Genomic DNA, 23,559 nt, shown 5'->3' with positions numbered 1-23,559 from the left:
AAAATAAAGATAGATGGAAATGTGGCGAGGATTTAAAGGAGGAAAAAATATGAGGATATTGCATATGAATGCAGGAGCAGAAGATGGGGGAGGGAAAACACATATTATTTCACTTCTCGATCAGTTTCCAACTGGTGAAGTAGAATTAGCGGTATTTGAAGATGGAATTGTTGCGAAAGAAGCAAGAGAGTTAGGGATAAAAGTCCATGTGTTTTCACAAAAATCCCGCTATGATTTATCTATTTTAAAGAATATAAGCGAATTCATTAATAATGAAAAATTTGATATAGTTCATACGCATGGTCCTAGGGCTAATTTCTATGTTTCTTTAATGAAAAAGAGAATAACGGCAAAATGGGTAACGACTATTCATAGTGATCCATTTGAAGACTTTACTAAACAAGGCTTAAAAGGTTGGATTTTTACGAAATTGAATTTGAAAGCCTTAAAAAATGTAGATTTATTTTTTGTTGTAACAAATAGATTAAAGAAAAGTTTAGCTGCTTTAGGCATTTCTAATGAAAAGATGCATGTTATTTATAATGGAATTGAATACGATAAGGAAAAAGCAGAAGGTTATAATAAAAAAGAAATGTTCAATATTGATGAAGATGTATTTACGGCAATCCAAGTAGCACGATTGCATCCTGTGAAAGGACATGAAGTTCTATTTGATGCGTTACAACGAACAAAATTAGAGAAAATTAAAGTATTGTTAGTTGGTGATGGCCCGTTAGAAGAAAATCTAAAGTCATTGGCTACTGAAAAAGGGATTAATAATAAAGTTGAGTTTTTAGGGCATCGTCAAGATGTAAAACAATTATTTGCGTCGTCACATGTGAATTTATTAACCTCCCATAGTGAAGGGTTCCCACTAGTTTTATTAGAAGCGGCAAATCAACGCGTACCATCAATTGTGACTAGGGCTGGAGAGATTGAACCATTAATTGTAGATGAAACGTACGGATGGATTGTGCCAACAGATGATGGAAGGGCATTAGCATTAGCTTTAGAAGAAGCGTATGATAAGTGGAAAACTGGAGAATTAGCAGCAATGGGGAAACATATTTATGAGCATGCTATTATGAACTTCTCACTTCAAAAACTATATGAAGATACAAAGGAAACATATAAGCAATTAATAGCGAAAAACTTGTAATGATAGAGAGGATAGTTAACTATGGCAGTACAAACAGTTGATATTCTAGGCGTTCCTTTTTCTACAATGACAATGGATGAAACGGTCCAATATTTAAAAGAACAACTAGAAGTGGAGCGAACACATACTTTTCAGGTAGTAACAGCAAATCCTGAAATTGTTATGTGTGCAAAAAAGGATGAAGCATTCCATCAAACATTATTAAATGCAGATTTAATTACACCTGATGGTATTGGAGTCGTAAAAGCAAGTGGTATGTTAGGTACACCTGTAAAGGAACGTGTAGCAGGTTTTGATTTAATGTGTAATTTACTTGCGGCGTTATCAGAAGACAATAAACCAGTATCAGTTTTCTTATTAGGTGCAAAACCGCATGTTGTACAAGCTGCAGCAGATCATTTAACGAAGACGTATTCAGCTGTATCTATTGTGGGTATACAAGATGGGTATTTTAAACAAGAAGAAGAAGAAAATATTGTTTCTCGTATTCAAAAGGCAAAACCAGACTTATTGCTTGTTGCACTTGGTTTCCCGAGACAAGAGAACTTTATCCAAACGAATAAGCATCGTTTAGAAACGAAAATGGCCGTTGGAGTAGGCGGAAGTTTAGATGTATGGGCTGGAGAGGTAAAACGTGCACCAAAATGGATTCAAGCGATCCATTTAGAGTGGTTTTATAGATTGTGTAGCAATCCAACGCGTTGGCGTCGTCAGTTAGTATTAGCGGAATTTTTAAAAGAAGTCATGCGTTCAAAAAAGTAGCGTTCTATCGCTACTTTTTTATTTGTCCATTTTTAATAAAGTGCGTTTTTATTCATCTACTACCGATTGCGGACACTCACTAATCGGGTGTTTAATGGCCATGGTTTTTTTATCTATCTCTCTTTGCTTCAGCTGAATTTTGAGGTGAGGGGTCTTACTGCCCTCAAATAGTCGGATAAGTATTTTACTTTTTGGGAATGATGAAGGAGAATTTTTTACACGAAAGTATTTTACTTATACAATTCACACATGTAAAATGATGTGTAAAGACAGCTGTGTAAGGAGGACTTCTTGTGGGCAAGGTGAAAGAAATTTCGAAGCGAAAGCTACTTAGTATAGCGGGGCTTGGATGGTTATTTGATGCAATGGATGTTGGAATGCTTTCATTTGTAATGGTAGCGCTGCAAAAAGATTGGGGATTAAGTACCCAAGAAATGGGCTGGATAGGCAGCATTAATTCAATTGGTATGGCGGTCGGGGCGCTCGTTTTTGGAATACTATCAGATAAAATAGGGCGAAAATCAGTCTTTATTATTACATTATTATTATTTTCTATCGGTAGTGGTTTAACGGCTTTAACGACGACACTTGCTATGTTCCTTGTTTTACGATTTTTAATTGGTATGGGGCTTGGTGGAGAACTTCCAGTTGCTTCTACATTAGTATCGGAGAGTGTTGAAGCACATGAACGTGGCAAAATAGTTGTGCTATTAGAAAGTTTTTGGGCAGGTGGATGGCTAATCGCAGCTCTTATCTCGTATTTTGTTATACCGAAATATGGTTGGGAAGTTGCGATGATATTGAGTGCGGTTCCGGCGCTATATGCTTTATATTTAAGATGGAATTTACCGGATTCTCCAAGATTCCAAAAGGTTGAAAAAAGGCCATCCGTTATCGAAAATATAAAGTCAGTTTGGTCTGGGGAATATCGTAAGGCAACAATTATGTTATGGATTTTATGGTTTTCTGTTGTTTTCTCCTATTATGGCATGTTCCTTTGGTTACCTAGTGTAATGGTATTAAAAGGATTTAGTTTAATAAAAAGTTTCCAATACGTACTTATTATGACGTTAGCTCAATTGCCAGGTTATTTCACAGCTGCTTGGTTTATTGAACGTCTTGGTCGTAAGTTTGTTTTAGTTACGTATTTAATTGGTACAGCTTGCAGTGCTTACTTATTTGGAGTAGCAGAGTCATTAACGGTATTAATCGTAGCAGGCATGTTACTATCATTCTTTAATTTAGGTGCTTGGGGTGCATTATATGCTTATACACCTGAACAATACCCAACAGTTATTCGTGGTACAGGTGCAGGGATGGCGGCAGCATTCGGTCGTATTGGTGGTATTCTTGGACCGCTATTAGTAGGATATTTAGTTGCTTCACAGGCTTCACTATCACTAATATTTACGATTTTCTGTGGATCAATTTTAATAGGCGTATTTGCTGTAATTATACTTGGGCAAGAAACGAAACAACGAGAATTAGTATAAGGTTAAACTTTAATCGGTAAGTAATCTCAATTATTGGTCCGTACCAATTATGTTTTAGAGTAGTAAAACTAAGAGCTCATGTTTTCTTATTCAGTGGGTTTTACTGCCTACAAATAACGGAATAAAAGGGCAGGGGGAACCATGATGGTTCCCTTTTTTCTGTTTTTTTAGATAAATAATGGTATAGTAAGAAAAAGGGAATGTTCCTTATAAAAGCGAATGTATACAACAGGACATACGGACAAAAGAATTAGGTGGTTGAAGAAATGAAAATTTTACTGATCATGGAAGATGCAGAAGAGCGAAGAAGTTTAGCTGAAAAATTTACTGAAAATATAAGGAATGTAGAATGTTTTGAAGCAAATACGGGAACAGAATCATTATTTATGATGAAGAAGCATACACCAGATTTTGTTTTTTTAAATTCAAAATTACTAGATGGAACGGGTTTTGAATATGCGAGTTTATTACGGGAAGTAAATTGTTATACGAAATTTATTTTTATGGGTGAAGATATAGAAGAGTCCATTACAGCATTTCGTTTTCAAGCAGTTTATTATTTACTACGCCCATTCCGCGAGGAAGATTTGCAATTCCTTTTATATAGAATGGCTAAAGAGCAAGGTGAGAAAGCAAAGAGCTATTTGCGTAAACTACCGATAGAAGGTCAAGAGGGGATTCGGTATATTTTCCCTGAAGATATTGTATATGTAAGCAAAAATAAGGAAAACAAAACAGTTTCAATTTATACAACAAATAATCAGTATATTTCAACATATACACTCCAGGAGCTAGAAAATAAGCTAAATGCATATGATTTTTTACGGGTGCATAAAAGTTATTTAATTAATATGTCATATGTACAAGAGTTAAAGCCTTACTATAATGGCACATATAATCTGTATTTAGATAAATATGATGAGCAACCGATTCCAGTAAGTCGTAATTATGTGAAACGACTTCGAAATAAAATTGAATTATAGCAGATAATGCGAATTTTTTAACATGATAAACTAAAAATCCTTCATGATAGGGAGGATTCAAATTAAATATTCAGAAAATTTAGTACAATCCCACTAAGAAATAGTATTGGGGGGATTGTATGTGAGAACAGTGAAGTCAATTTTACTTTGGGGAGTTATTGCAGCAGTAGGAGCCGGTGCTTTTGGTGTAATAGCTTTATCACAAGGTGAAACTATTAATGCTGTATGGCTCTTAGTAGCTGCGGTATGTGTGTATGCAGTTGCTTATCGCTTTTATAGTAGATTTATAGCGAGAAAGGTATTCGGTTTAGATAATAATCGGCAAACGCCAGCTCATACATTAAATGATGGAAAAGATTATGTTCCGACAAATAAATGGGTATTATTTGGGCATCATTTTGCAGCAATCGCTGGGGCTGGGCCTTTAGTAGGACCGATTTTGGCGGCACAAATGGGATATTTGCCAGGGACAATATGGATTATTGTAGGGGTAGTTGTCGCTGGAGCTGTGCAAGATTTTGTCATTTTATTTGCTTCGATGAGACGTAATGGTAAATCTCTCGGTGAAATGATTAAAGATGAGATTGGTCCTGTTACAGGACTTATTGCAATGATTGGTATTTTAGGCATTATGATTATTTTATTAGCAGTATTAGCATTAGTAGTAGTAAAGGCGCTTGTCGGAAGCCCTTGGGGAATGTTTACGATAGCAGCGACGATTCCTATTGCTATTTTAATGGGAGTATATATGCGCTACATTAGGCCTGGACGGGTTGGTGAAGGGTCAGTAATTGGAATTATCCTACTTATACTGTCTCTTATTGGAGGGCAGTATGTAGCGGAAAATCCAGCGCTTGCAAGCATGTTCACGTTTAGCGGAGAAACAATTGCTATAATGCTTATTGTATATGGGTTTATCGCATCGGCATTACCAGTTTGGATGCTTTTAGCACCACGTGATTATTTAAGTACATTTTTAAAAGTCGGAACAATTGTAGGATTAGCAATCGGTATTTTAATTGTAGCACCAGATTTACAAATGCCAGCAGTTTCGAAATTTATTGATGGAACTGGTCCTGTGTTCTCTGGAAACTTATTCCCGTTCTTATTTATTACTATTGCTTGTGGTGCAGTGTCTGGATTCCATGCTCTTGTTTCATCAGGTACGACGCCGAAGATGATTGAGCAAGAGGGACACGCACAGCCAATCGGTTATGGAGCAATGTTAATGGAGTCGTTTGTAGCGGCGATGGCGATGATTGCAGCTTGTGTATTAACACCGGGAACGTATTTTGCAATTAATAGTCCTGCAGCACTTATCGGTACAGATGTCTCGCAGGCAGCTCAAGTTATTTCCTCATGGGGATTTGCTATTACACCAAATGAACTAAAAGATCTCGCTGTAAACGTTGGAGAGCAAACGATTTTATCACGTACAGGTGGTGCACCAACGTTAGCGATAGGTATGGCATATATTTTCTCACAAGTAATAGGTGGAACGGCCATGATGGGATTTTGGTATCATTTTGCGATTCTCTTTGAAGCACTATTCATTTTAACAACAATTGATGCTGGAACGCGTGTCGGCCGATTTATGATTCAAGATATTTTAGGGCATGTGTATAAGCCATTTGGGAAAACGGATTCTACATTCGCGAATGTAATAGCTACAACGTTATGTGTATTAGGATGGGGTTATTTCTTATATCAAGGGGTAGTTGATCCACTTGGTGGAATTAATACATTATGGCCACTTTTCGGTATTGCAAATCAAATGTTAGCAGGTATTGCATTATTACTTGGAACGACAATTTTATTCAAAATGGGAAAAAAGGCATATGTTTGGGTGACGCTTATTCCAACTGTCGGATTGCTTATTGTAACGATGACAGCGGGTTATCAAAAGCTATTTCATGAAAATCCTAAAATAGGATTTCTATCCCACGCGAAGGTGTTTCAAGGAGCATTAGATGAAGGGAAAGTGTTAGCGCCAGCTAAAAATGTTGCCCAAATGAAGCAAATTATTTTCAATGATTATATTGATGCGGCACTTTGTGGGATTTTTATGATCGTTGTAATCGCTGTATTAATTTCTGCAATTCGTATTTGGATTCAAGTATTAAGAAATAAGCCGATGCCGCTAAAAGAGGCACCATATATCCCTAGAGATGAAAGTGAGTCGAGGAACTATGCTTAAAAGACTACGGCAAGTATGGGGACAAAGGAAACACTTTATTAGCTTACTTGTTGGGGTACCAAGCTATGAAACATATGTAGAGCATATGAAAAAGCATCATCCAGAAGAAGAAGTTGTATGTCAAAAACAATTTTTTGCAGAAGCGCAAGAAGCAAGATTTAATGCAAAGGGCGGAAAAATCTCGCGCTGTTGTTAGTGAAAAGGACGAATTTTCGTCCTTTTTATTTTTTGCTGTTTCACGTGGAACAGCAAAAAATAAATAAAAAGCTTTGGGAATTATAGGTATTTCGTATACAATAAAATAAGGAAAGGGATAGATAGAAAAGTAGGGAGATTATTTTATGTTAAGGGATTTATTTGTAAATACAACAATTATTCTTTCCTTTATTTTTATTGGAGGGCAGCTTTTAAGGGACAAGCCGTTAAAAGAAGAGTTCTCTTTTTGGCAGAAATGTGTAGTAGGATTGTTGACTGGAATATTAAGTATACTATTGATGCATTTTGGCGTACATATTGAGGATATTATGTTGGATCTACGTTATTTAGCTGTTATTTTGGCAATTACAATTGGAGGTCCAATAGCTAGTAGTATAACAGTTACGATTATTTTAATTACCCGATTATTTTTAACCGAGTACTCTTTAGCCTCTGAATTGGCTTGTTATACTATTGTATTAATAGGCGTTGGAATTATTTTTATTTGGCGGATGAAAGCTTCTATATTTACAAGGTGGATATGGTTTAATATATATAGTTTATCTATTTTAGTAGTGCCACTTTCTATTTTATTTAAGGATAGATCTATAGTAGTATTATATTTAGTTTGTAGTAGTATAGCGGCATATATCACATTTATAAGCGCGAATTATGTATTACAATCCAATGAGTTATTTCAAAAGATGAAGCAATATGCAACGATAGATGCATTGACAGGTTTAGGAAATGTAAGGCAGTTTGATTTAGAAATGAATCATCATATTGGTAATAAGCGTATGAAAAATGATTCACTTTGTTTACTACTTATAGATATTGATCATTTTAAGTGTGTAAATGATACGTATGGGCATCCTGCAGGAGATGAAGTGTTAAAACAAATAGGTAGTATTTTAAGGGAAGTTTCACCGTTCCCAAATTTGTCCTTTCGAAAAGGTGGAGAAGAGTTCGCGCTTTTGATACCAAAGAAGGGATTAGCTTACGGAATGCATACGGGGGAAAAAGTTCGCACAGCTGTTGAAAACCATTCATTCGAATTGTTAAATGGAACAAAAATAAAAATTACAGTTTCAGTAGGCGTTTCAGTATATGAAGAATCACCAGAGCAATTTATTCAAGCTGCCGATGATGCATTATATTACTCCAAAAGAAATGGTAGAAATCAGGTTAGTTCCGCATCTTAAAGATAGGATGACCAGAAGAGCTTATAAATAAAAACACCCACAGAGAGGGAAATACACACTCTGTGGGTGTTTTTATTTATAAGTTAGACAAGCTCTTTTGATACAACGAATTTACGATATGCACCGTGATGTGTTGGGCCTACGTATTCGTTGATCTTGAATGAATAACGGATAGCAGCTGTGATAAATTCTTTAGCAGTTTTTACTGCTTCTTTTACAGGTTTTCCTTTTGCAAGTTCTGCTGTAATTGCAGCAGAATATGTGCAACCTGCGCCGTGTGTATTTGTCGTATCAATTTTTTCTGATTCTAGAATGTCGAATGTCTCTCCATCATATAGAACGTCGATTGCAGTTTCGGTACCAAGCTTGCTACCGCCTTTAATTAGGACATACTTCGCACCTAAAGCATGGATTTTTTTCGCTGCTTCTTTCATGTCTTCAAGAGAATTAATCTTTACGCCACTTAATTGGTAAGCTTCAAATAAGTTTGGTGTGACAACTAATGCCTTTGGAACAAGAACGTCACGTAAGCAATCATTCGTTTCAGGATGTAATGCTTCATCAGCCCCTTTACATACCATAACAGGGTCAACTACTACATTTTTGAAATTATGTTTTTCGATTGTTTCTGCAACCATTTCAATAATTTCTACTGATCCAAGCATACCTGTTTTTAAAGCATCTACGCCAACTCCCTCAATTGTCGTTTCTAATTGTGGTTTTAATGTAGAAGCTGGGATTGGGAATACGTTATGTGCCCAACCGTTATGTGGATCCATCGTTACGATTGTCGTAAGAGATGTCATTCCGTACACACCAAGTTCTTGGAATGTTTTTAAATCTGCTTGTATACCAGCACCGCCACTTGTGTCAGAACCAGCGATAGTAAGTGCTTTATTTAATGTCATTATGAAAAGCCCCCTCAGGTGATATAATGAAAACTATGTTTTCACCATTATATCAATGTTACGAATAAGTACAAAGTGAAAAGTAGATGATTTATGTTAGGAACTATGTAAAATCTTGTATGTAGGAGACGAATTATGTTTCAAGAGAATCGTACAAATGAATTAGTTATATTAAAAGAGATTGCAGAAACACTAAATACATCAAATGATACATATCATGTATTGCAAGCAGTACTAGAAAAATTGCTGAGTGTAACAGGTTTAACGACAGGATGGATATTTCTTGCGGATGAAGATGGTAGGTATACAAAATTAATTGATTATCAATTACCAGAGGCACTTACATATGAAAACAAACGTCCGATGTGTGAAGGGGAATGTTGGTGTTTACGTGGCTTTGTTGATGGAAAATTAGAACGAGCTGTTAATATTATTGAATGTAAAAGAATTAATAATGCAATTGAATATAATTGGGGAGATACAGAAGGAATTCTTCATCATGCTACGGTTCCTTTAAAGGCTGGAGGAGAAAAATTTGGTTTGTTAAATGTGGCAAGCCCAGGTAAAACACATTTTTCAGAAGAAGAATTAGTATTGCTTCAATCAGTTGCCTTCCAAATTGGAACGGCTTTAAAACGAGCAAAGTTATATGAAAATGAAAAGCGAAGAGCACATTATTATGTGAAATTAGAACGGTTCATTCAAGTTTTAAGAACGATTCATCAATTTAATATATTGCCTGAAAAAGTTGTAGATCAATTAGGTGAAGTGTTTCAGTGGAATCAAGTCGCATTCTTTATTAGGGAAGAGAAAGAATTATCCTTGCGGGCATCTTATTGCCAGGAAGAATTGCAAGAGGATATAAAAAAAGCAGCGAAAGAAGCATTAGAAAAAGGTGAACCTATTCTATTAAATCATCAAGTCAGTCATAAGGTAGCCTCTAATAGGACGGTTATTGCTACACCAATACAGATTCAAACTCACATATTTGGTGTTTTATGTGTTAGTTCAAATAATGGTGAATTTGATGTGAATACGATAGATGTACTTCAAGCAATTACAAATCATATTTCCTTCGTGATAGAAAATTTAAGGTTAAATGAGCAACGGCGTGAACTTGTACGAATGGAAGAAAGAAATCGGTTAGCAAGGGATTTACATGATTCCGTCTCACAAAAGCTATTTTCGTTAACCTTTATGACAAAAGGCGCTGAGGCAGTTTTAAAAGGTCAAAATGAAAAAGTGGATCGATCTTTGCATGATATGCGTGAACTAGCGCAAGGAGCTTTAAAAGAAATGAGGACGTTAATTTGGCAACTACGTCCAGCGGGTTTAGAGAAAGGGTTATTACCAGCTTTAAAGCAATATGGTGAAAGTTTGGGATTGAAAATTCGGGAACAAGTTACAGGTGTCCGTGATTTACCACGTGTAGTAGAGGAAGCGCTATGGAGAATTGGACAAGAAGCTTTAAATAATGTAAGTAAGCATGCGAATGTTAGAGAAGCGACGATTTATTTCAAAGTGACGGAGAAGAATGTATCATTAGAAATAGTAGATCAAGGAAACGGCTTTGTAGAAAAGGATATAAAAGAGAAGAAATCACTTGGCATGACTACGATGCGCGAAAGAGTAGAATTAATCGGTGGAACAATTAAAGTTGTAAGTGATAAAAAAAGAACAAGTGTAAAAGTAAACGTACCATTATGATGTGAAAATGAGGGAAGTTTGTGAAAATAAAAGTATTGTTAGTGGATGATCATACAGTCGTTTTAAAAGGATTAGCATTTTTCTTAAGTACACAGGAAGATATAGAGTTAGTTGGAGAAGCAAGTAATGGGAAAGAGGCACTAATAAAAGTAGGGGAGACGAATCCTGATGTTGTACTAATGGATTTATATATGCCCGAAATGGATGGTGTTGAGGCGACAGCATGTATTAAAAAAGAATATCCTGATGTGAAAGTAATTGTATTAACTAGCTTTTCTGATCAGGCGCATGTGTTACCAGCATTAAGGGCTGGAGCAAGCGGGTATATTTTAAAAGATGTAGAACCGGATCAGCTTGTTGAGGCTATTCGAAGTGCATATAAAGGTAATATTCAATTACATCCTGATATAGCAAATGCTCTTCTCTCTCAAACATTACCTGTAGAAGAAAAAGAAGAAGAGCCTTCTATTCAAGTGGATGTGCTAACAGCGAGAGAAAATGAAGTATTGCAGCTATTAGCGAAAGGGATGAGTAATAAAGAAATCGCTTCTGTTTTAGTTATTACAGAAAAAACGGTAAAAGCTCATGTAAGTAGTATTTTGAGTAAGTTGAATTTATCTGATCGTACGCAAGCGGCATTATATGCAGTGAAAAATGGAGTTGTATAAGACGAAAGTCGTAAGACCTAGTTCGCCTTTAGAAGGTGGACTTTTTTTATGGAAAAATACGTCTATGTGAGGACGAAATTGTCTTGATATAAAGATAAAATATGTTTGTAAGCAACAAAACAACAATTACAAGGGATACCTTTTTAAAAGCATATAACAACATAAGAGTGAGTAGTAGGAGGAAAAACAATGGCAACAGTTTTATTTGTAAAAGCAAACAACCGCCCAGCGGAACAAGCAGTTAGTGTGAAATTATACGAGGCATTTTTAGCGAACTATAAAGAAGCACATCCAAATGATACAGTAGTAGAACTTGATTTATATAAAGAAGAATTACCATATGTAGGCGTAGATATGATTAATGGTACATTCAAAGCAGGTAAAGGATTTGATTTAACTGAAGAGGAAGCAAAAGCAGTAGCAGTTGCTGATAAGTATTTAAATCAATTCCTAGAAGCTGATAAAGTCGTTTTCGGTTTCCCATTATGGAACTTAACGATTCCAGCAGTATTACACACATATATTGACTATTTAAACCGAGCTGGTAAAACATTTAAATATACGCCAGAAGGCCCAGTTGGTTTAATTGGTGATAAGAAGATTGCATTATTAAACGCGCGCGGCGGTGTATATTCTGAAGGTCCAGCAGCTGAAGTAGAAATGGCTGTTAAATATGTAGCAAGCATGATGGGCTTCTTCGGTGCAACAAACATGGAAACAGTAGTTATTGAAGGACATAATCAATTCCCAGATAAAGCAGAAGAAATCATTGCAGCTGGTCTTGAAGAAGCAGCTAAAGTAGCAAGTAAATTTTAATTGAAAATAAAATCGTCACTCAAAAAAGTAGCATTAACAGATAAACGTTAATGCTACTTTTTTATATTTTAAGTTCGTCAGCTAGTTTTTCTAACTGAATTCGATCTTGTATGTAATAGGTTCTTCCATCTTTCCTTAAGTAATTTTGTTGGCAAAATTGGTTTAATACATATAAAAGGTGACGGTAGCTAACATTTAAGTATTCCGAAACCTCGGTATGTTTTTCTATATAACTGTTATTTTGTTCTGTTAATAGAATAAACGCCGCTAATCGATTTTCGAACGGATAACTATTATTTTTAGCATAACTTTCTGTTCGGGTAATGGTTTTCTCACCGATAAATTTGCATAGTTTCTGTAGAAAGGTAGCATCTTGTAACAAAAGATGCTGACAATCTTTAAGAGGAAGCGCTAAGCATATACAATCTTCAATTACTTCCACCGTTTTCGTAATAGATTCTACGCCAATTAATCCTAATTCCCCAATGAACGAAGGTGCCTGAATAAAGTTAATCAAGGAGACCTTTCCGTTTTTGTGACTCATATATATTTTTGCTTTCCCAGCAATTAAGTAATAAAGATAAGGAACATCGACCCCTTCATTACATATCTTTTCTCTTTTCTGAAAGGAATGTAGTTCAGCATACGGTAAGATATCAAAAGAAAAAAGAGTATGGAAATTGTAAGTTTGTATGTAATGAGAGATTTCTTCGCTATTTCTGCTGACTTTCATGTTTTCACCTCATGTTTAGTATGAGATATCTCCTATTATTTTTACAAGAAAGAATGATACGATTTACGTAAATTTGTTTTTGTAGAAAAGAGAGTGTGAAGGGCTTATGAAAAAATATAAAACATTATTATTCGATGTAGATGATACATTGTTAGATTTTCAAAAGGCGGAAAAATCGGCATTACGTATGCTTTTTGAAGAGAAAGGGATGTTTCTAACTAGCGAAATTGAAGCGCAATATAAAAAAATTAATAAAAGTCTTTGGACTGCTTTTGAAGAAGGTGAAATAAGTCGTGATGAAGTTGTAAATACACGATTTTCAATTTTGTTTAAAGAATACGGGGAAGAAGTAGATGGGATATTATTCGAAAATAATTATCGCAGTTACTTAGAAGAAGGAAATCAGCTCATGGAAGGTGCTTTACAATTTATAAATCAAATTCAAAGTGAGTACGATTTATATATAGTGACAAACGGTATTTCTAAGACGCAAGATAAACGATTACGTAATGCAGGGTTACATGCCTTGTTTCAAGATATTTTCGTTTCTGAAGATACAGGTTATCAAAAGCCGATGAAAGAGTATTTTGATTATGTTTTTGAAAGGATCCCTAACTTTGTTCCTGAAGAAGGGCTCATTATTGGGGATTCGTTAAGCGCTGATATGAAAGGTGGATATGTAGCGGGAATTGATACTTGTTGGTTTAATCCAGAAAAGAAATTTAATAATAGCGGGATTGTGCCAACATATGAAGTGCAAAATTTTGAAGAGTTATACGCGTTATTGAAGCAACATGTGTAATGAGAATAAGCAGTGGAACTTTCGTCCCTACTGCCTATTTCTATTCGTTTATAGCTTCGTTATTTTTAGGAAGTGGAAATGCATTACCAATTGCTGCTGCCCCAAGCATCGGTAATAGTAAATTGAGCGGGAAAAACATGAGTAATAGTAATGTTATAGCAATTGGTTTTCTTAGTGCATAGCTTGAAATTGCTGTCGTGACGATGGCGACCGAAGCGATTGGATCTATTGGGGCAATGGACGCTATAGCATATCCGATACTTGACCCAGAAAATATAATTGGGAAAATATGTCCACCGCGCCAGCCTGTATTTAAACAAACAGCAGTAATACATAATTTTAAAACCCCTGAAAGAAGTAGTACCCAGAAGGATAAATGGCTCCATTCAACGACTAAATCTTTTAATTGATGTTCTCCGGAGAATAATGTGTATGGGAGAAAAGTTCCTGCAATCCCTAATAAAATGCCACCGATAATTCCAAGCGATAGTTTGTATTCTTTTAAGGGATGGATTAATTTCTCTAATGTGAACTCTAATTTGAAATAAAAGAATCCGACTATAGCACCAATACTAGCAAGTGGAAGAAATGCAATCCATTCATTAAGAGAAAGAGAACCTTCTCCGAAATTAACGATAAAGGATCCACGATTATCAAATTTACTAAGCAATAAATAAACGGAAAAACCAGCGAAAGTGGTAGCCAAATATACAATTGCTTTTTTTCCTTTAGAGAATTCGTTAATTTGCTCTCCCTCATTTTCACTTGGAGCTAAATAACCGAATAATGGCGCGTTAAAAATTACACTTAAAGTAGCACCAATCCCAACTTCTGTTAGTTCATTCATTCCTTTTAAGGCGAATGTAAAGCGATCCCCGACCCATGTACAAAGCCCACCGATAATGCCAACAAGTGCTGCTTCAGGACCTAAGCTAGCTCCAAATATTAAAACGATAATCGCAGTTAAAGTGGCTTTATGTACGAAACGGTATTCAATTCTACCTGTTTTTTTATATTCACTCATTACTTCCGGCATAAGGCGTGGACATGTACCGAAGTATTTTTGAGTTAAACCAACAAGAATACCACCGATAGTTGTTACACAAATGGTGTAATACGGGGGAGAAGAGAAGATAGTAGGTAAGTATCCCCAAATAAAGTGAATGCCGATATTTATTGTAACTAAAAATAACCAGACTGTTGCGCCGACTATAGAGCCTAATAGAATGCCGTATAGGGCGAGTATATAGTGCATGTCTTTCTGGTTTGTCATGTTATACCTCCGTTATGTAAGTTTTAATGTCAAAAGGATTAAATATGCTACTGTGAAATGAATATGTATAGTATCTTTTTGAGAGGGTGGCTTATTCAATATATTGAGGTCTCGTGAGAATCTGAAATGTATACAGTTAAACTACTTATTTAATTCTATATATTAATTGAGGGTTTTAAAAGGTCTTTTTCAAATGGATATGGAATATATTTCTTTTGTTATGTACATTAAATTCTTCGTAGTTAATTTAGAACATTCAGAAAAACCGATTGACATTAGGGAATTATTGCTATAAAATCAACGGTAATTGCATAGTCTTATCAAGAAAAGGTGGAGGGACAGGCCCGATGAAACCTTGGCAACAGCCGTATAACGGAATTGTGCCAAATCCTGCAGGTAATAAACCCTGAGAGATAAGAAAGAGCCTTTAGAGCGTGTTTTCAAACTGCTCCTTTCTTGTTTTCAGGAAAGGGGCAGTTTTTTATTTTGTATAAAAGAAAGGAGAATAAGAGATGGGAGAATCATGGGGGAAAGGAACAATTTGCGTGCAAGGTGGCTATACGCCAAAGAATGGTGAACCGCGTGTTTTACCGCTTTATCAAAGTACAACGTATAAATACGATACTTCGGATGATTTAGCAGCCTTATTTAATTTAGAGGCAGAAGGATATATATATACGCGTATTGGAAATCCTACTTTAGCTGCATTTGAGCAAAAGCTAGCAGATTTAGAGGGTGGCGTAGGAGCTGTTGCAACGGCTTCTGGGCAGGCTGCTATTATGCTTGCTGTTTTAAACATTTGTAGTAGCGGAGACCACTTGCTTTGTTCTTCCACAGTTTATGGCGGGACGTTTAATTTATTTGGAGTGAGTTTGCGTAAGCTTGGTATCGATGTTACATTCTTTAATCCGAATTTAACTGCTGATGAAATTGTGGCCCTTGCTAATGATAAGACGAAACTCGTTTATGCAGAATCGCTAGGAAATCCGGCGATGAACGTTTTAAATTTCAAAGAGTTTTCAGATGCAGCGAAAGAGTTGGAAGTACCGTTTATCGTGGATAATACATTAGCAACTCCTTATTTATGCCAAGCATTTGAGCACGGAGCAAATATTATCGTTCATTCTACGACGAAATATATTGATGGTCATGCAAGTTCGTTAGGTGGCATTGTTATTGACGGAGGGAACTTCGATTGGACAAACGGGAAATATCCTGAACTAGTTGAACCGGATCCAAGTTATCACGGCGTAAGTTACGTTCAAAATTTTGGTGCAGCAGCTTATATTGTGAAGGCACGTGTTCAATTATTAAGAGACTACGGAAACTGTATGAGCCCATTCAATGCATATATTAGCAATATCGGCTTAGAAACATTGCATTTACGAATGGAGCGTCATAGTGAAAATGCTCTTGCAGTTGCTAAGTGGCTCGCTGATCATGAACGTATTGAATGGGTGAATTATCCGGGATTAAATAGTAATGAAAATTACTCGTTAGCACAAAAGTATTTGAAAAAAGGTGCGAGTGGTGTTTTAACATTCGGCATTAAGGGAGGATTAGAAGCAGCAAAAGAATTTATCGCAAATGTAAAACTAGCAACTCTCGTAACGCACGTGGCTGATGCGCGAACTTGCGTTATACATCCCGCAAGTACAACACATAGACAATTAAGTGCTGAAGATCAGCGCTTAGCTGGCGTCACATCAGATTTAATTCGTCTATCAGTTGGTATAGAAGATGTTTCGGATATTATTGCAGATTTAGAAGCAGCGCTAGTCGGAGGCAAACAACATGCCGATCATAATTGATAAAGATTTGCCAGCTCGCAAAGTGTTGCAGGAGGAAAATATTTTTGTAATGACAAAAGAGCGAGCAGAAACACAAGATATCCGGGCATTGAAAATTGCTATATTAAACTTAATGCCTACAAAGCAAGAAACAGAAGCGCAATTACTTCGTTTAATTGGCAATACACCGTTGCAATTAGATGTACATTTACTTCATATGGAATCACACCTGTCCCGTAATGTCGCACAGGAACATTTAACGAGTTTCTATAAAACATTCCGTGATATTGAGAATGAGAAATTTGATGGACTCATTATTACAGGAGCACCAGTTGAAACCCTTTCTTTTGAAGAGGTAGATTATTGGGAAGAGCTTAAACGTATTATGGAGTATTCAAAAACGAATGTAACATCTACGCTTCATATTTGCTGGGGGGCACAGGCTGGTTTGTATCATCATTATGGTGTTCAAAAGTATCCTCTTAAGGAAAAAATGTTTGGTGTATTTGAACATGAAGTTCGTGAGCAACATGTGAAATTGTTACAAGGATTTGATGAATTATTTTTTGCCCCGCATTCTCGTCATACGGAAGTACGAGAGAGTGACATTAGAGAAGTGAAGGAGTTAACGTTATTAGCCAACTCTGAGGAAGCGGGCGTTCATCTTGTTATTGGGCAAGAAGGAAGACAAGTGTTTGCGCTCGGTCATAGTGAATATAGTTGTGATACGTTAAAGCAAGAATACGAGCGAGATCGTGACAAAGGGTTAAATATTGATGTGCCGAAAAATTATTTTAAGCATGATAATCCAAATGAGAAGCCGCTTGTAAGGTGGAGAAGCCATGGAAATCTATTATTCTCTAATTGGCTAAATTATTACGTGTATCAAGAAACCCCTTATGTATTATAAAAAAAGATTGTGTAACACGTGGCAACGTTTTCTCTGCAATGGTTAACTTATATTTTTCCGAATGTTCTAAAAATATTGTTTTTCAGATTTTTTACTCATATAATTTCATCTAAACACAATTTTTGAGGGGTGGACAGTATTATGAAAGAAATTCAAGTTGGCTTATTAGGTCTTGGGACAGTTGGTAGCGGTGTAGTTCGTATAATTACAGATCACCAAGAGCGACTGATACACCAAGTAGGTTGTCCTGTAAAAGTAACGAAAGTGCTAGTACAAAATATTGAAAAAGAGAGAGAAGTAGAGGTACCTTCTACTCTATTAACGCAAAATGCAAATGAAATTTTAGATAATCCAAATATTGATGTTGTCATCGAAGTGATGGGTGGCATTGATGACGCAAAATTGTATATTTTACAAGCTTTACAAAGCGGGAAGCATGTTGTGACTGCCAATAAAGATTTAATGGCGTTACATGGAGCGGAACTGTTAGCGGTAGCAAAAGATAATAAAGCAGATTTGTTTTATGAAGCAAGTGTAGCCGGAGGGATTCCGATTTTACGAAGTATCGTAGAGGGACTTTCTTCAGATCTTATTACGAAAGTAATGGGAATTGTAAATGGAACGACAAATTTTATTTTGACGAAAATGTCAGATGAAGGGAGAGCATATAACGACGTGTTAAAAGAAGCCCAGCAACTTGGATTTGCAGAAGCGGATCCAACATCAGATGTAGAAGGTTTAGATGCAGCAAGAAAAATGACAATTTTGGCTACCCTTGGTTTCTCTACAAATGTAGAGCTTGGAGATGTGAAGGTAAAAGGGATTACTTCTATTACAGAGGAAGATATCGAATACAGTAAGAGTTTAGGTTACACGATTAAACTAATCGGTCTTGCGAAGCGAGATGGTGAAAAATTAGAGGTTACAGTTGAACCGACTTTACTTCCAAATACACATCCTCTTGCGGCCGTGCAAAATGAATATAACGCTGTATATGTGTATGGTGAAGCAGTTGGAGAAACGATGTTTTATGGACCAGGTGCAGGAAGTTTACCGACAGCAACAGCTGTTGTTTCTGATTTAGTAGCTGTAATGCAAAATATTAGATTAGGGGTAACAGGAAATAGTGCTGTAGTCCCGCAATATCAAAAAGTATTAAAAGAGCCAGACGAAATTGTTGTGAAGAAATTTTTAAGACTTCATGTGAAAGATGAAATTGGTGTATTTGCAAAAATTACTTCGTTATTCTCTGAGCGTGGCGTTAGCTTTGAAAAAATTATTCAAATGCCACTTGAAGAGAAAGGAAAAGCTGAAATTGTCATTGTAACGCATCGTGCGTCTCTTGCTGATTATGATTATATTCTACATACGTTGCAAGGGTATGAAGAAATAGATTGTTTGAAAGCAAACTACCGAATTGAAGGAGATGCTAAGTAGTATCTCTACTAATAAAAAACCTATTAAGCAGCTTGCTTAATAGGTTTTTTTCTATTTAAAATTTGTGTACCAACTTGAATAAATGCTTGTATAATCCAGCCTGTTGTAAAGGATAAAATAATTGTTCCAAAATAGATAGGTCCATCTAATAAGAAGCTTAATGTTAAAAATAAGAATGCTAATGAAATTTCTGTCCTTCTAAATGTCCATTTCTTTTTCTCAGCAACTGTTAAAACGAAAGCTTCTTGAGGTGCTGCGCAAAGATTTGTAGAGACGTAAAGACCGATACCGGCTCCAACGAATAGATTTCCGCAAATAAGTGTTATATATTTTGGAAGAGAACGGATAGCGTCCATAATAGTCGTAATGGAACCAATCCAATCAACAAAAAGAGAAATAAGAACCATTGTTACAATTGTACCGATCGTAATTTGTTTTTTATTCCAAAAGAGTACGATAAGGGTAAAAGCAAAGTTAATCATGAAAATCCAAAAACCGATACTTATCCCAAAATTTTGATATAGTGCAATAAAGAAGGAATCATAAGGGCTAAGTCCAAAGGAAGTAATTGTCGTCATCATATTAATGCCGATGGCGAGAATAAGTAGACCGCTAATGAAAAATATATGTTCTAATTTGAGTCGAAACATAGTTGTATATCCTTTCAAAATATATTTGCTAGGAAAGGATATATTGTGGAAAGCTTACCAGGTCAAGGGAGAATTTTTATGAGAAGGGGAAAATGAGATGACGAATATAAGAAAGATTGCTGAACTTGCTAGGGTATCTGTTTCAACTGTTTCACGTGTACTAAATAATCATCCATATGTGAATGAACAGAAGCGAAAAGAAATTTTAGCAATTATAGAAGAATTAAACTATACGCAAAATGTGAATGCAATTCATTTAGTGAAAGGGAAAACGAATGTCATTGGCGTTTTATTACCGCATGTAAATGACCAATATTATAGTGCTATTATTGAGGGAATATCAAAGGAAACAGCAAAGAATAATTATAATATGATGCTTTGTCAGACGAATTATAGCGAGGAAAGAGAATTAGAAATTTTGAATATGTTAAAAATGAAAAAGCTTGATGGGGTTATTATATGTTCGCGGGCAAATAGTAAGGAAAAGCTCGAAGAATATACGAAATTTGGTCCTATTGTTATGTGTGAAGAAATAGACTCGAACTACATTTCGAGTGTGCATATTGATTATTATAAAGTGTTTTCGCGCGGGATGAAGAGCTTAATAGATGCGGGCCATACAAGTATTGGGTATTGCATTGGAAGAAGTAACAGTATTAATAGTCAAAGAAGAAAACAAGCATATGAAGATTCGCTTCAACAGATTGCTGTAACACCGATAGAGGCTTGGAAGTTTAAAGGCTGTTTTACGGTGGAAGATGGGCGTAATGTAATTAGGGAATTGGCCTCTATGTCAGTAAAACCAACAGCGTTTCTTGTATCTTGCAACCATATTGCAGCGGGGATGGTAACAGAAGCGAAAAAACAAGAAATTCGTATTCCAGAGGATATTACGATTATCGGTTGTGATGATCAAGATGTAGCAGACATTTTAGGCATTACGACGATTTCATATTGTAGTAAAAATGTTGGCGTGAAGGCATTTGAATTATTATATGAAAAGATTAATGATAAGCAAATCGATATAAAGCACGTAGAGTTATTGCCACAATTAGTACATAGGGAAACAACATAATAGATAAGGTTTGAAAATCGCTTTTCAAAATTGCGTTTGGTATAATTATGGACAATCTATGAGGGCTAAAAGGGGTTTTGATATGAGATCAAAAGTAGTTAAAGTAATTCTACTCATTACAATTGCATCTTTCTGTTTATTTGCATATGGCTTTGTTTCAGGTGTAAATGATGTATTAAATCCGAAAGCTTCAAATTTAATTAAAAAGACCGATGTAGTGACAAAGGAGAAAAAGAAAACGGGAACGTTACAAATCGTTAGTTTAGGTGATTCATTAACACGCGGTGTTGGTGATAAAGAAGGAATTGGCTATATTGGACGGATGAAAGAAGATTTACAAAAAGATTATAAGCAAAAGGTTGCCTTAACGAATTTAGCAGTTAGTGGTGCAAAAATGCCCGATTTATTAAAACAAATTGAAAGTAGTGGCGCTCAATATTCAATTAAACAAGCAGATGTAATCGTTTTAACGATTGGAGGAAATGATTTATTTCCAGGCTGGGAATCGCTTGGAAAGATAGATTTAGAAACATATCGTCCTGATACGGAAACATTCCAAAATGAAGCGAAGAAAATTATAGAAGAAATTCGTAAATTAAATGCAGATAGCCCTATTTTTTGGCTAGGTTTATATAATCCTTTTGAAGATGTAGAAGATTTAAAGGGGGCTTCAAACATTGTTGTAGACTGGAATGCATCTTTAGAAAAATTAGCGGTAAATAATAAAAATGTGTATATTACGCCGACATTTGATTTATTCCAAAACCGTGGGAAAGATTTATTATACTCCGATCATTTTCATCCGAATGAAGTAGGGTATACATATATGGCGGACCGATTAGTTCAAAATGTAGCAAGTAAATTAAAACTAGAACAAGGAGGGATAAAATGACGACGATACTTTCCGTACGAGACTTGAAGAAGGTAATTGGAAAGAAGACTCTTGTAGAGAATATTTCCTTTGATGTAAAGCAAGGAGAAGTGTTCGGGTTCTTAGGACCAAATGGTGCTGGAAAGACGACTACCATTCGAATGTTAGTCGGATTGATTAAGGCGACAGAAGGTACGATTTCTATCGGTGGTTATTCGATTAAGGAAAATTTTAGAGAAGCGATGCGTCAAATTGGGAGTATCGTTGAAAACCCAGAGTTGTATACATATTTAACGGGATGGGAAAATTTAAAGCAATTTGCTCGTATGTTAGGTGATATATCAGATGAACGTATTATTGAAATTGCTGAAATGGTTCATTTAGATGAAAGAATTCATGACAAGGTAAAAACGTACTCACTTGGTATGAAACAACGACTTGGAATTGCGCAGGCGCTCCTTGGGAATCCAAAATTGCTCATATTAGATGAGCCAACGAATGGTTTAGATCCAGCAGGGATTAGAGAACTTAGGGAATTTATACATAAGCTTGTAAAAGAAGAAAATATGAGCGTGTTTATTTCAAGTCATTTGCTAAGTGAAGTGCAAATGATATGCGATCGCGTTGCTATTATTCATAAAGGAAAGATGATAACAGTTGCCAAGGTTGAAGAATTAATTAAAACAGCAAGTGACCGCGTAGAATGGATTGTTACGCCGATTGGGAAGGCAAAAGATATGCTAGAAGATGCTGAGGAAGTAAGAGAAGTGAGTATAGAAGGTGATCGATTACTATGCCGCATGAATATCGCATCTATAAGTAATTGGAATAAACATTTTGTAGAAAACGGGATAGATGTACATAGTGTTAAGGAACTTGTATTTACGCTAGAAGATTTATTTATTGAACTCACAAGGGGTGAGCAGCATGCGTGAATTTGCGAATCTAGTTTTAAACGAATCGGAGAAGATTTATCGTAAGAAGCGTATTTTTGTTGTTATGCTTATTTTAGCAATCTTAATCCCGCTCTTCGTGTATGCGCAGTATCGTGAAATAGAAACAACACAAAAAAGGCTAGGTACAACGGATTGGAAAGTTTCGCTGCAGCAACAAATTGTTGATTCTCAAAACCGTTTGAACAATTCTAGGTTGCCAGAAGAATGGCGTGATTGGTTAAAGGTAAGAGTTGAGCAGCAACAATATTATTTAGATCATGATATTAACCCGATGGCACCGGGCGCACCAACTTTTGTAAGGGCGTTTATTGAGCAAGGAATTACATTATTTATTCCACTTCTCGTAATGATTGTCGCCATTGATATCGTTTCAGGAGAACGAAGTGATGGAACGATGAAGATGTTACTTACGCGGCCGATTCGGCGCTGGAAAATACTCCTTAGTAAATACGTAACGATGTTATTTTTCATTTCGCTCATACTGCTCCTTGTAGGTGTGTTTGCTTACGTATTATCAGGGCTTGTATTTGGATACTCGGGATGGAATTTACCTGTTTTAACTGGATTTGTTATTGATAAGGAAACGTTAAATACGAATTTTGTACATCTTATTCCGCAGTGGCAATACATCTTAATGGCGTATGGACTAGCCTGGTTTGTTGCTATCGTTGTCGGAACTATATCATTTATGGTCTCTGTTTTAATTCGTAATACACCAGCTGGTATGGGCGTTATGCTAGCTGCATTAATTGCAGGCGGTATTTTAAGCTCGTTCGCAACATCTTGGGAAGGTGCGAAATATATTTTTAGTGTGAATTTATCATTAACAGATTATCTATCAGGAAAACTACCTGCATTACAAGGTTTATCGATGGAGTTTTCTTTAATGAATTTAACGGTTTGGGCAGTTGTTTCCCTTATCATTTCATTTGTAGTATTTACAAAACAGGATATGGTGAATTAATTAGACGG

General features: G+C 35.9%; 22 protein-coding genes and 1 riboswitch. Of the genes, 18 read left to right on the top strand and 4 right to left on the bottom strand.

Annotation, left to right across the window (positions count from 1 at the left end; genetic code table 11):
- Positions 1 to 49 precede the first annotated feature (49 nt).
- From PDK19_RS09430 to PDK19_RS09400, 7 genes are all read left to right on the top strand, one after another.
- The gene (locus tag PDK19_RS09430; protein WP_001221234.1) at positions 50 to 1,159 is read left to right on the top strand and encodes a glycosyltransferase family 4 protein; all 1,110 of its coding nucleotides are present in this window, start codon (positions 50 to 52) and stop codon (positions 1,157 to 1,159) included.
- Positions 1,160 to 1,180: 21 nt separating this feature from the next.
- Entirely contained in the window at positions 1,181 to 1,921 is a 741-nt protein-coding gene (locus tag PDK19_RS09425; protein ID WP_000290759.1) for a WecB/TagA/CpsF family glycosyltransferase, read from the top strand.
- 293 nt (positions 1,922 to 2,214) lie between these two features.
- Entirely contained in the window at positions 2,215 to 3,414 is a 1,200-nt protein-coding gene (locus PDK19_RS09420) for an MFS transporter (protein WP_000521111.1), read from the top strand.
- Between the two features lie 266 nt (positions 3,415 to 3,680).
- On the top strand, positions 3,681 to 4,397 hold the full coding sequence (locus PDK19_RS09415; RefSeq protein WP_000698249.1) for a LytR/AlgR family response regulator transcription factor: 717 nt from the start codon (positions 3,681 to 3,683) through the stop codon (positions 4,395 to 4,397).
- Between the two features lie 121 nt (positions 4,398 to 4,518).
- Positions 4,519 to 6,594 carry a carbon starvation protein CstA gene (gene cstA, locus PDK19_RS09410; RefSeq protein WP_270707026.1) on the top strand — a complete coding sequence of 692 codons (2,076 nt, stop codon included), beginning with the start codon at positions 4,519 to 4,521 and terminating at the stop codon, positions 6,592 to 6,594.
- Positions 6,587 to 6,790 carry a YbdD/YjiX family protein gene (locus tag PDK19_RS09405; RefSeq protein ID WP_000919824.1) on the top strand — a complete coding sequence of 68 codons (204 nt, stop codon included), beginning with the start codon at positions 6,587 to 6,589 and terminating at the stop codon, positions 6,788 to 6,790. Before cstA ends, PDK19_RS09405 begins: the two co-directional genes overlap by 8 nt.
- A gap of 145 nt (positions 6,791 to 6,935) precedes the next feature.
- The gene (locus tag PDK19_RS09400) at positions 6,936 to 7,991 is read left to right on the top strand and encodes a GGDEF domain-containing protein (RefSeq protein WP_049114190.1); all 1,056 of its coding nucleotides are present in this window, start codon (positions 6,936 to 6,938) and stop codon (positions 7,989 to 7,991) included.
- 83 nt (positions 7,992 to 8,074) lie between these two features.
- Here PDK19_RS09400 and pdxK read toward each other — a convergent pair whose 3' ends face one another.
- On the bottom strand, positions 8,075 to 8,899 hold the full coding sequence (gene pdxK / locus PDK19_RS09395) for a pyridoxine/pyridoxal/pyridoxamine kinase (RefSeq protein WP_000174249.1): 825 nt from the start codon (positions 8,897 to 8,899) through the stop codon (positions 8,075 to 8,077).
- Positions 8,900 to 9,034: 135 nt separating this feature from the next.
- Between pdxK and PDK19_RS09390 the strand changes: the two genes are divergently transcribed.
- From PDK19_RS09390 to PDK19_RS09380, 3 genes are all read left to right on the top strand, one after another.
- Positions 9,035 to 10,606: a GAF domain-containing sensor histidine kinase gene (locus PDK19_RS09390; RefSeq protein WP_000485089.1), complete on the top strand. Its 1,572-nt coding sequence runs from the start codon at positions 9,035 to 9,037 to the stop codon at positions 10,604 to 10,606.
- Between the two features lie 20 nt (positions 10,607 to 10,626).
- A complete protein-coding gene (locus PDK19_RS09385; protein ID WP_000695782.1) occupies positions 10,627 to 11,274 on the top strand; it encodes a response regulator in 648 nt (215 codons plus the stop codon).
- 189 nt (positions 11,275 to 11,463) lie between these two features.
- Entirely contained in the window at positions 11,464 to 12,090 is a 627-nt protein-coding gene (locus tag PDK19_RS09380) for an FMN-dependent NADH-azoreductase (RefSeq protein WP_000246724.1), read from the top strand.
- A 61-nt stretch (positions 12,091 to 12,151) separates the two neighbouring features.
- Here PDK19_RS09380 and PDK19_RS09375 read toward each other — a convergent pair whose 3' ends face one another.
- A complete protein-coding gene (locus PDK19_RS09375) occupies positions 12,152 to 12,823 on the bottom strand; it encodes a transcriptional regulator YeiL (protein ID WP_000868835.1) in 672 nt (223 codons plus the stop codon).
- Between the two features lie 106 nt (positions 12,824 to 12,929).
- Here PDK19_RS09375 and PDK19_RS09370 point away from each other — a divergent pair, with 106 nt between their 5' ends.
- Complete coding sequence (locus PDK19_RS09370) at positions 12,930 to 13,625, top strand: YjjG family noncanonical pyrimidine nucleotidase (RefSeq protein ID WP_000760169.1); 696 nt, start codon at positions 12,930 to 12,932, stop codon at positions 13,623 to 13,625.
- Positions 13,626 to 13,665: 40 nt separating this feature from the next.
- On the opposite strand, the gene PDK19_RS09365 is transcribed toward PDK19_RS09370, so the two are convergent.
- The gene (locus PDK19_RS09365; protein ID WP_000184452.1) at positions 13,666 to 14,898 is read right to left on the bottom strand and encodes a chloride channel protein; all 1,233 of its coding nucleotides are present in this window, start codon (positions 14,896 to 14,898) and stop codon (positions 13,666 to 13,668) included.
- Between the two features lie 314 nt (positions 14,899 to 15,212).
- A riboswitch (SAM riboswitch) is annotated at positions 15,213 to 15,318 on the top strand.
- 92 nt (positions 15,319 to 15,410) lie between these two features.
- Here PDK19_RS09365 and PDK19_RS09360 point away from each other — a divergent pair.
- The 3 genes from PDK19_RS09360 (at position 15,411) to PDK19_RS09350 (ending at position 19,035) form a co-directional block, all read left to right on the top strand.
- The gene (locus tag PDK19_RS09360) at positions 15,411 to 16,709 is read left to right on the top strand and encodes a bifunctional O-acetylhomoserine aminocarboxypropyltransferase/cysteine synthase (RefSeq protein WP_000504752.1); all 1,299 of its coding nucleotides are present in this window, start codon (positions 15,411 to 15,413) and stop codon (positions 16,707 to 16,709) included.
- A complete protein-coding gene (gene metA / locus PDK19_RS09355) occupies positions 16,693 to 17,598 on the top strand; it encodes a homoserine O-acetyltransferase MetA (protein ID WP_001121522.1) in 906 nt (301 codons plus the stop codon). The genes PDK19_RS09360 and metA overlap by 17 nt, the downstream gene beginning before the upstream one ends.
- 141 nt (positions 17,599 to 17,739) lie before the next feature.
- Positions 17,740 to 19,035, top strand: a complete 1,296-nt coding sequence (locus PDK19_RS09350; protein WP_000659114.1) for a homoserine dehydrogenase — start codon at positions 17,740 to 17,742, stop codon at positions 19,033 to 19,035.
- A 23-nt stretch (positions 19,036 to 19,058) separates the two neighbouring features.
- On the opposite strand, the gene PDK19_RS09345 is transcribed toward PDK19_RS09350, so the two are convergent.
- Entirely contained in the window at positions 19,059 to 19,685 is a 627-nt protein-coding gene (locus PDK19_RS09345) for a YczE/YyaS/YitT family protein (RefSeq protein WP_087955214.1), read from the bottom strand.
- 97 nt (positions 19,686 to 19,782) lie between these two features.
- Between PDK19_RS09345 and PDK19_RS09340 the strand changes: the two genes are divergently transcribed.
- The 4 genes from PDK19_RS09340 to PDK19_RS09325 are packed head-to-tail and all read left to right on the top strand — an operon-like array spanning position 19,783 to position 23,551.
- Positions 19,783 to 20,760, top strand: a complete 978-nt coding sequence (locus PDK19_RS09340) for a LacI family DNA-binding transcriptional regulator (protein WP_270707022.1) — start codon at positions 19,783 to 19,785, stop codon at positions 20,758 to 20,760.
- Between the two features lie 10 nt (positions 20,761 to 20,770).
- Positions 20,771 to 21,652 carry an SGNH/GDSL hydrolase family protein gene (locus tag PDK19_RS09335; RefSeq protein WP_139302951.1) on the top strand — a complete coding sequence of 294 codons (882 nt, stop codon included), beginning with the start codon at positions 20,771 to 20,773 and terminating at the stop codon, positions 21,650 to 21,652.
- Positions 21,649 to 22,566 (top strand): ABC transporter ATP-binding protein, encoded by a 918-nt coding sequence (locus tag PDK19_RS09330; protein WP_000207715.1) that lies wholly within the window; start codon positions 21,649 to 21,651, stop codon positions 22,564 to 22,566. Before PDK19_RS09335 ends, PDK19_RS09330 begins: the two co-directional genes overlap by 4 nt.
- Positions 22,559 to 23,551 carry an ABC transporter permease subunit gene (locus PDK19_RS09325; protein ID WP_001206495.1) on the top strand — a complete coding sequence of 331 codons (993 nt, stop codon included), beginning with the start codon at positions 22,559 to 22,561 and terminating at the stop codon, positions 23,549 to 23,551. The genes PDK19_RS09330 and PDK19_RS09325 overlap by 8 nt, the downstream gene beginning before the upstream one ends.
- The last annotated feature ends 8 nt before the right edge of the window (positions 23,552 to 23,559 follow it).

The sequence above is a fragment of the Bacillus cereus group sp. BcHK124 genome (assembly GCF_027712065.1).
GTDB classification, from domain to species: domain Bacteria; phylum Bacillota; class Bacilli; order Bacillales; family Bacillaceae_G; genus Bacillus_A; species Bacillus_A pacificus.
This window is presented reverse-complemented; position numbering and strand designations above follow the sequence as displayed.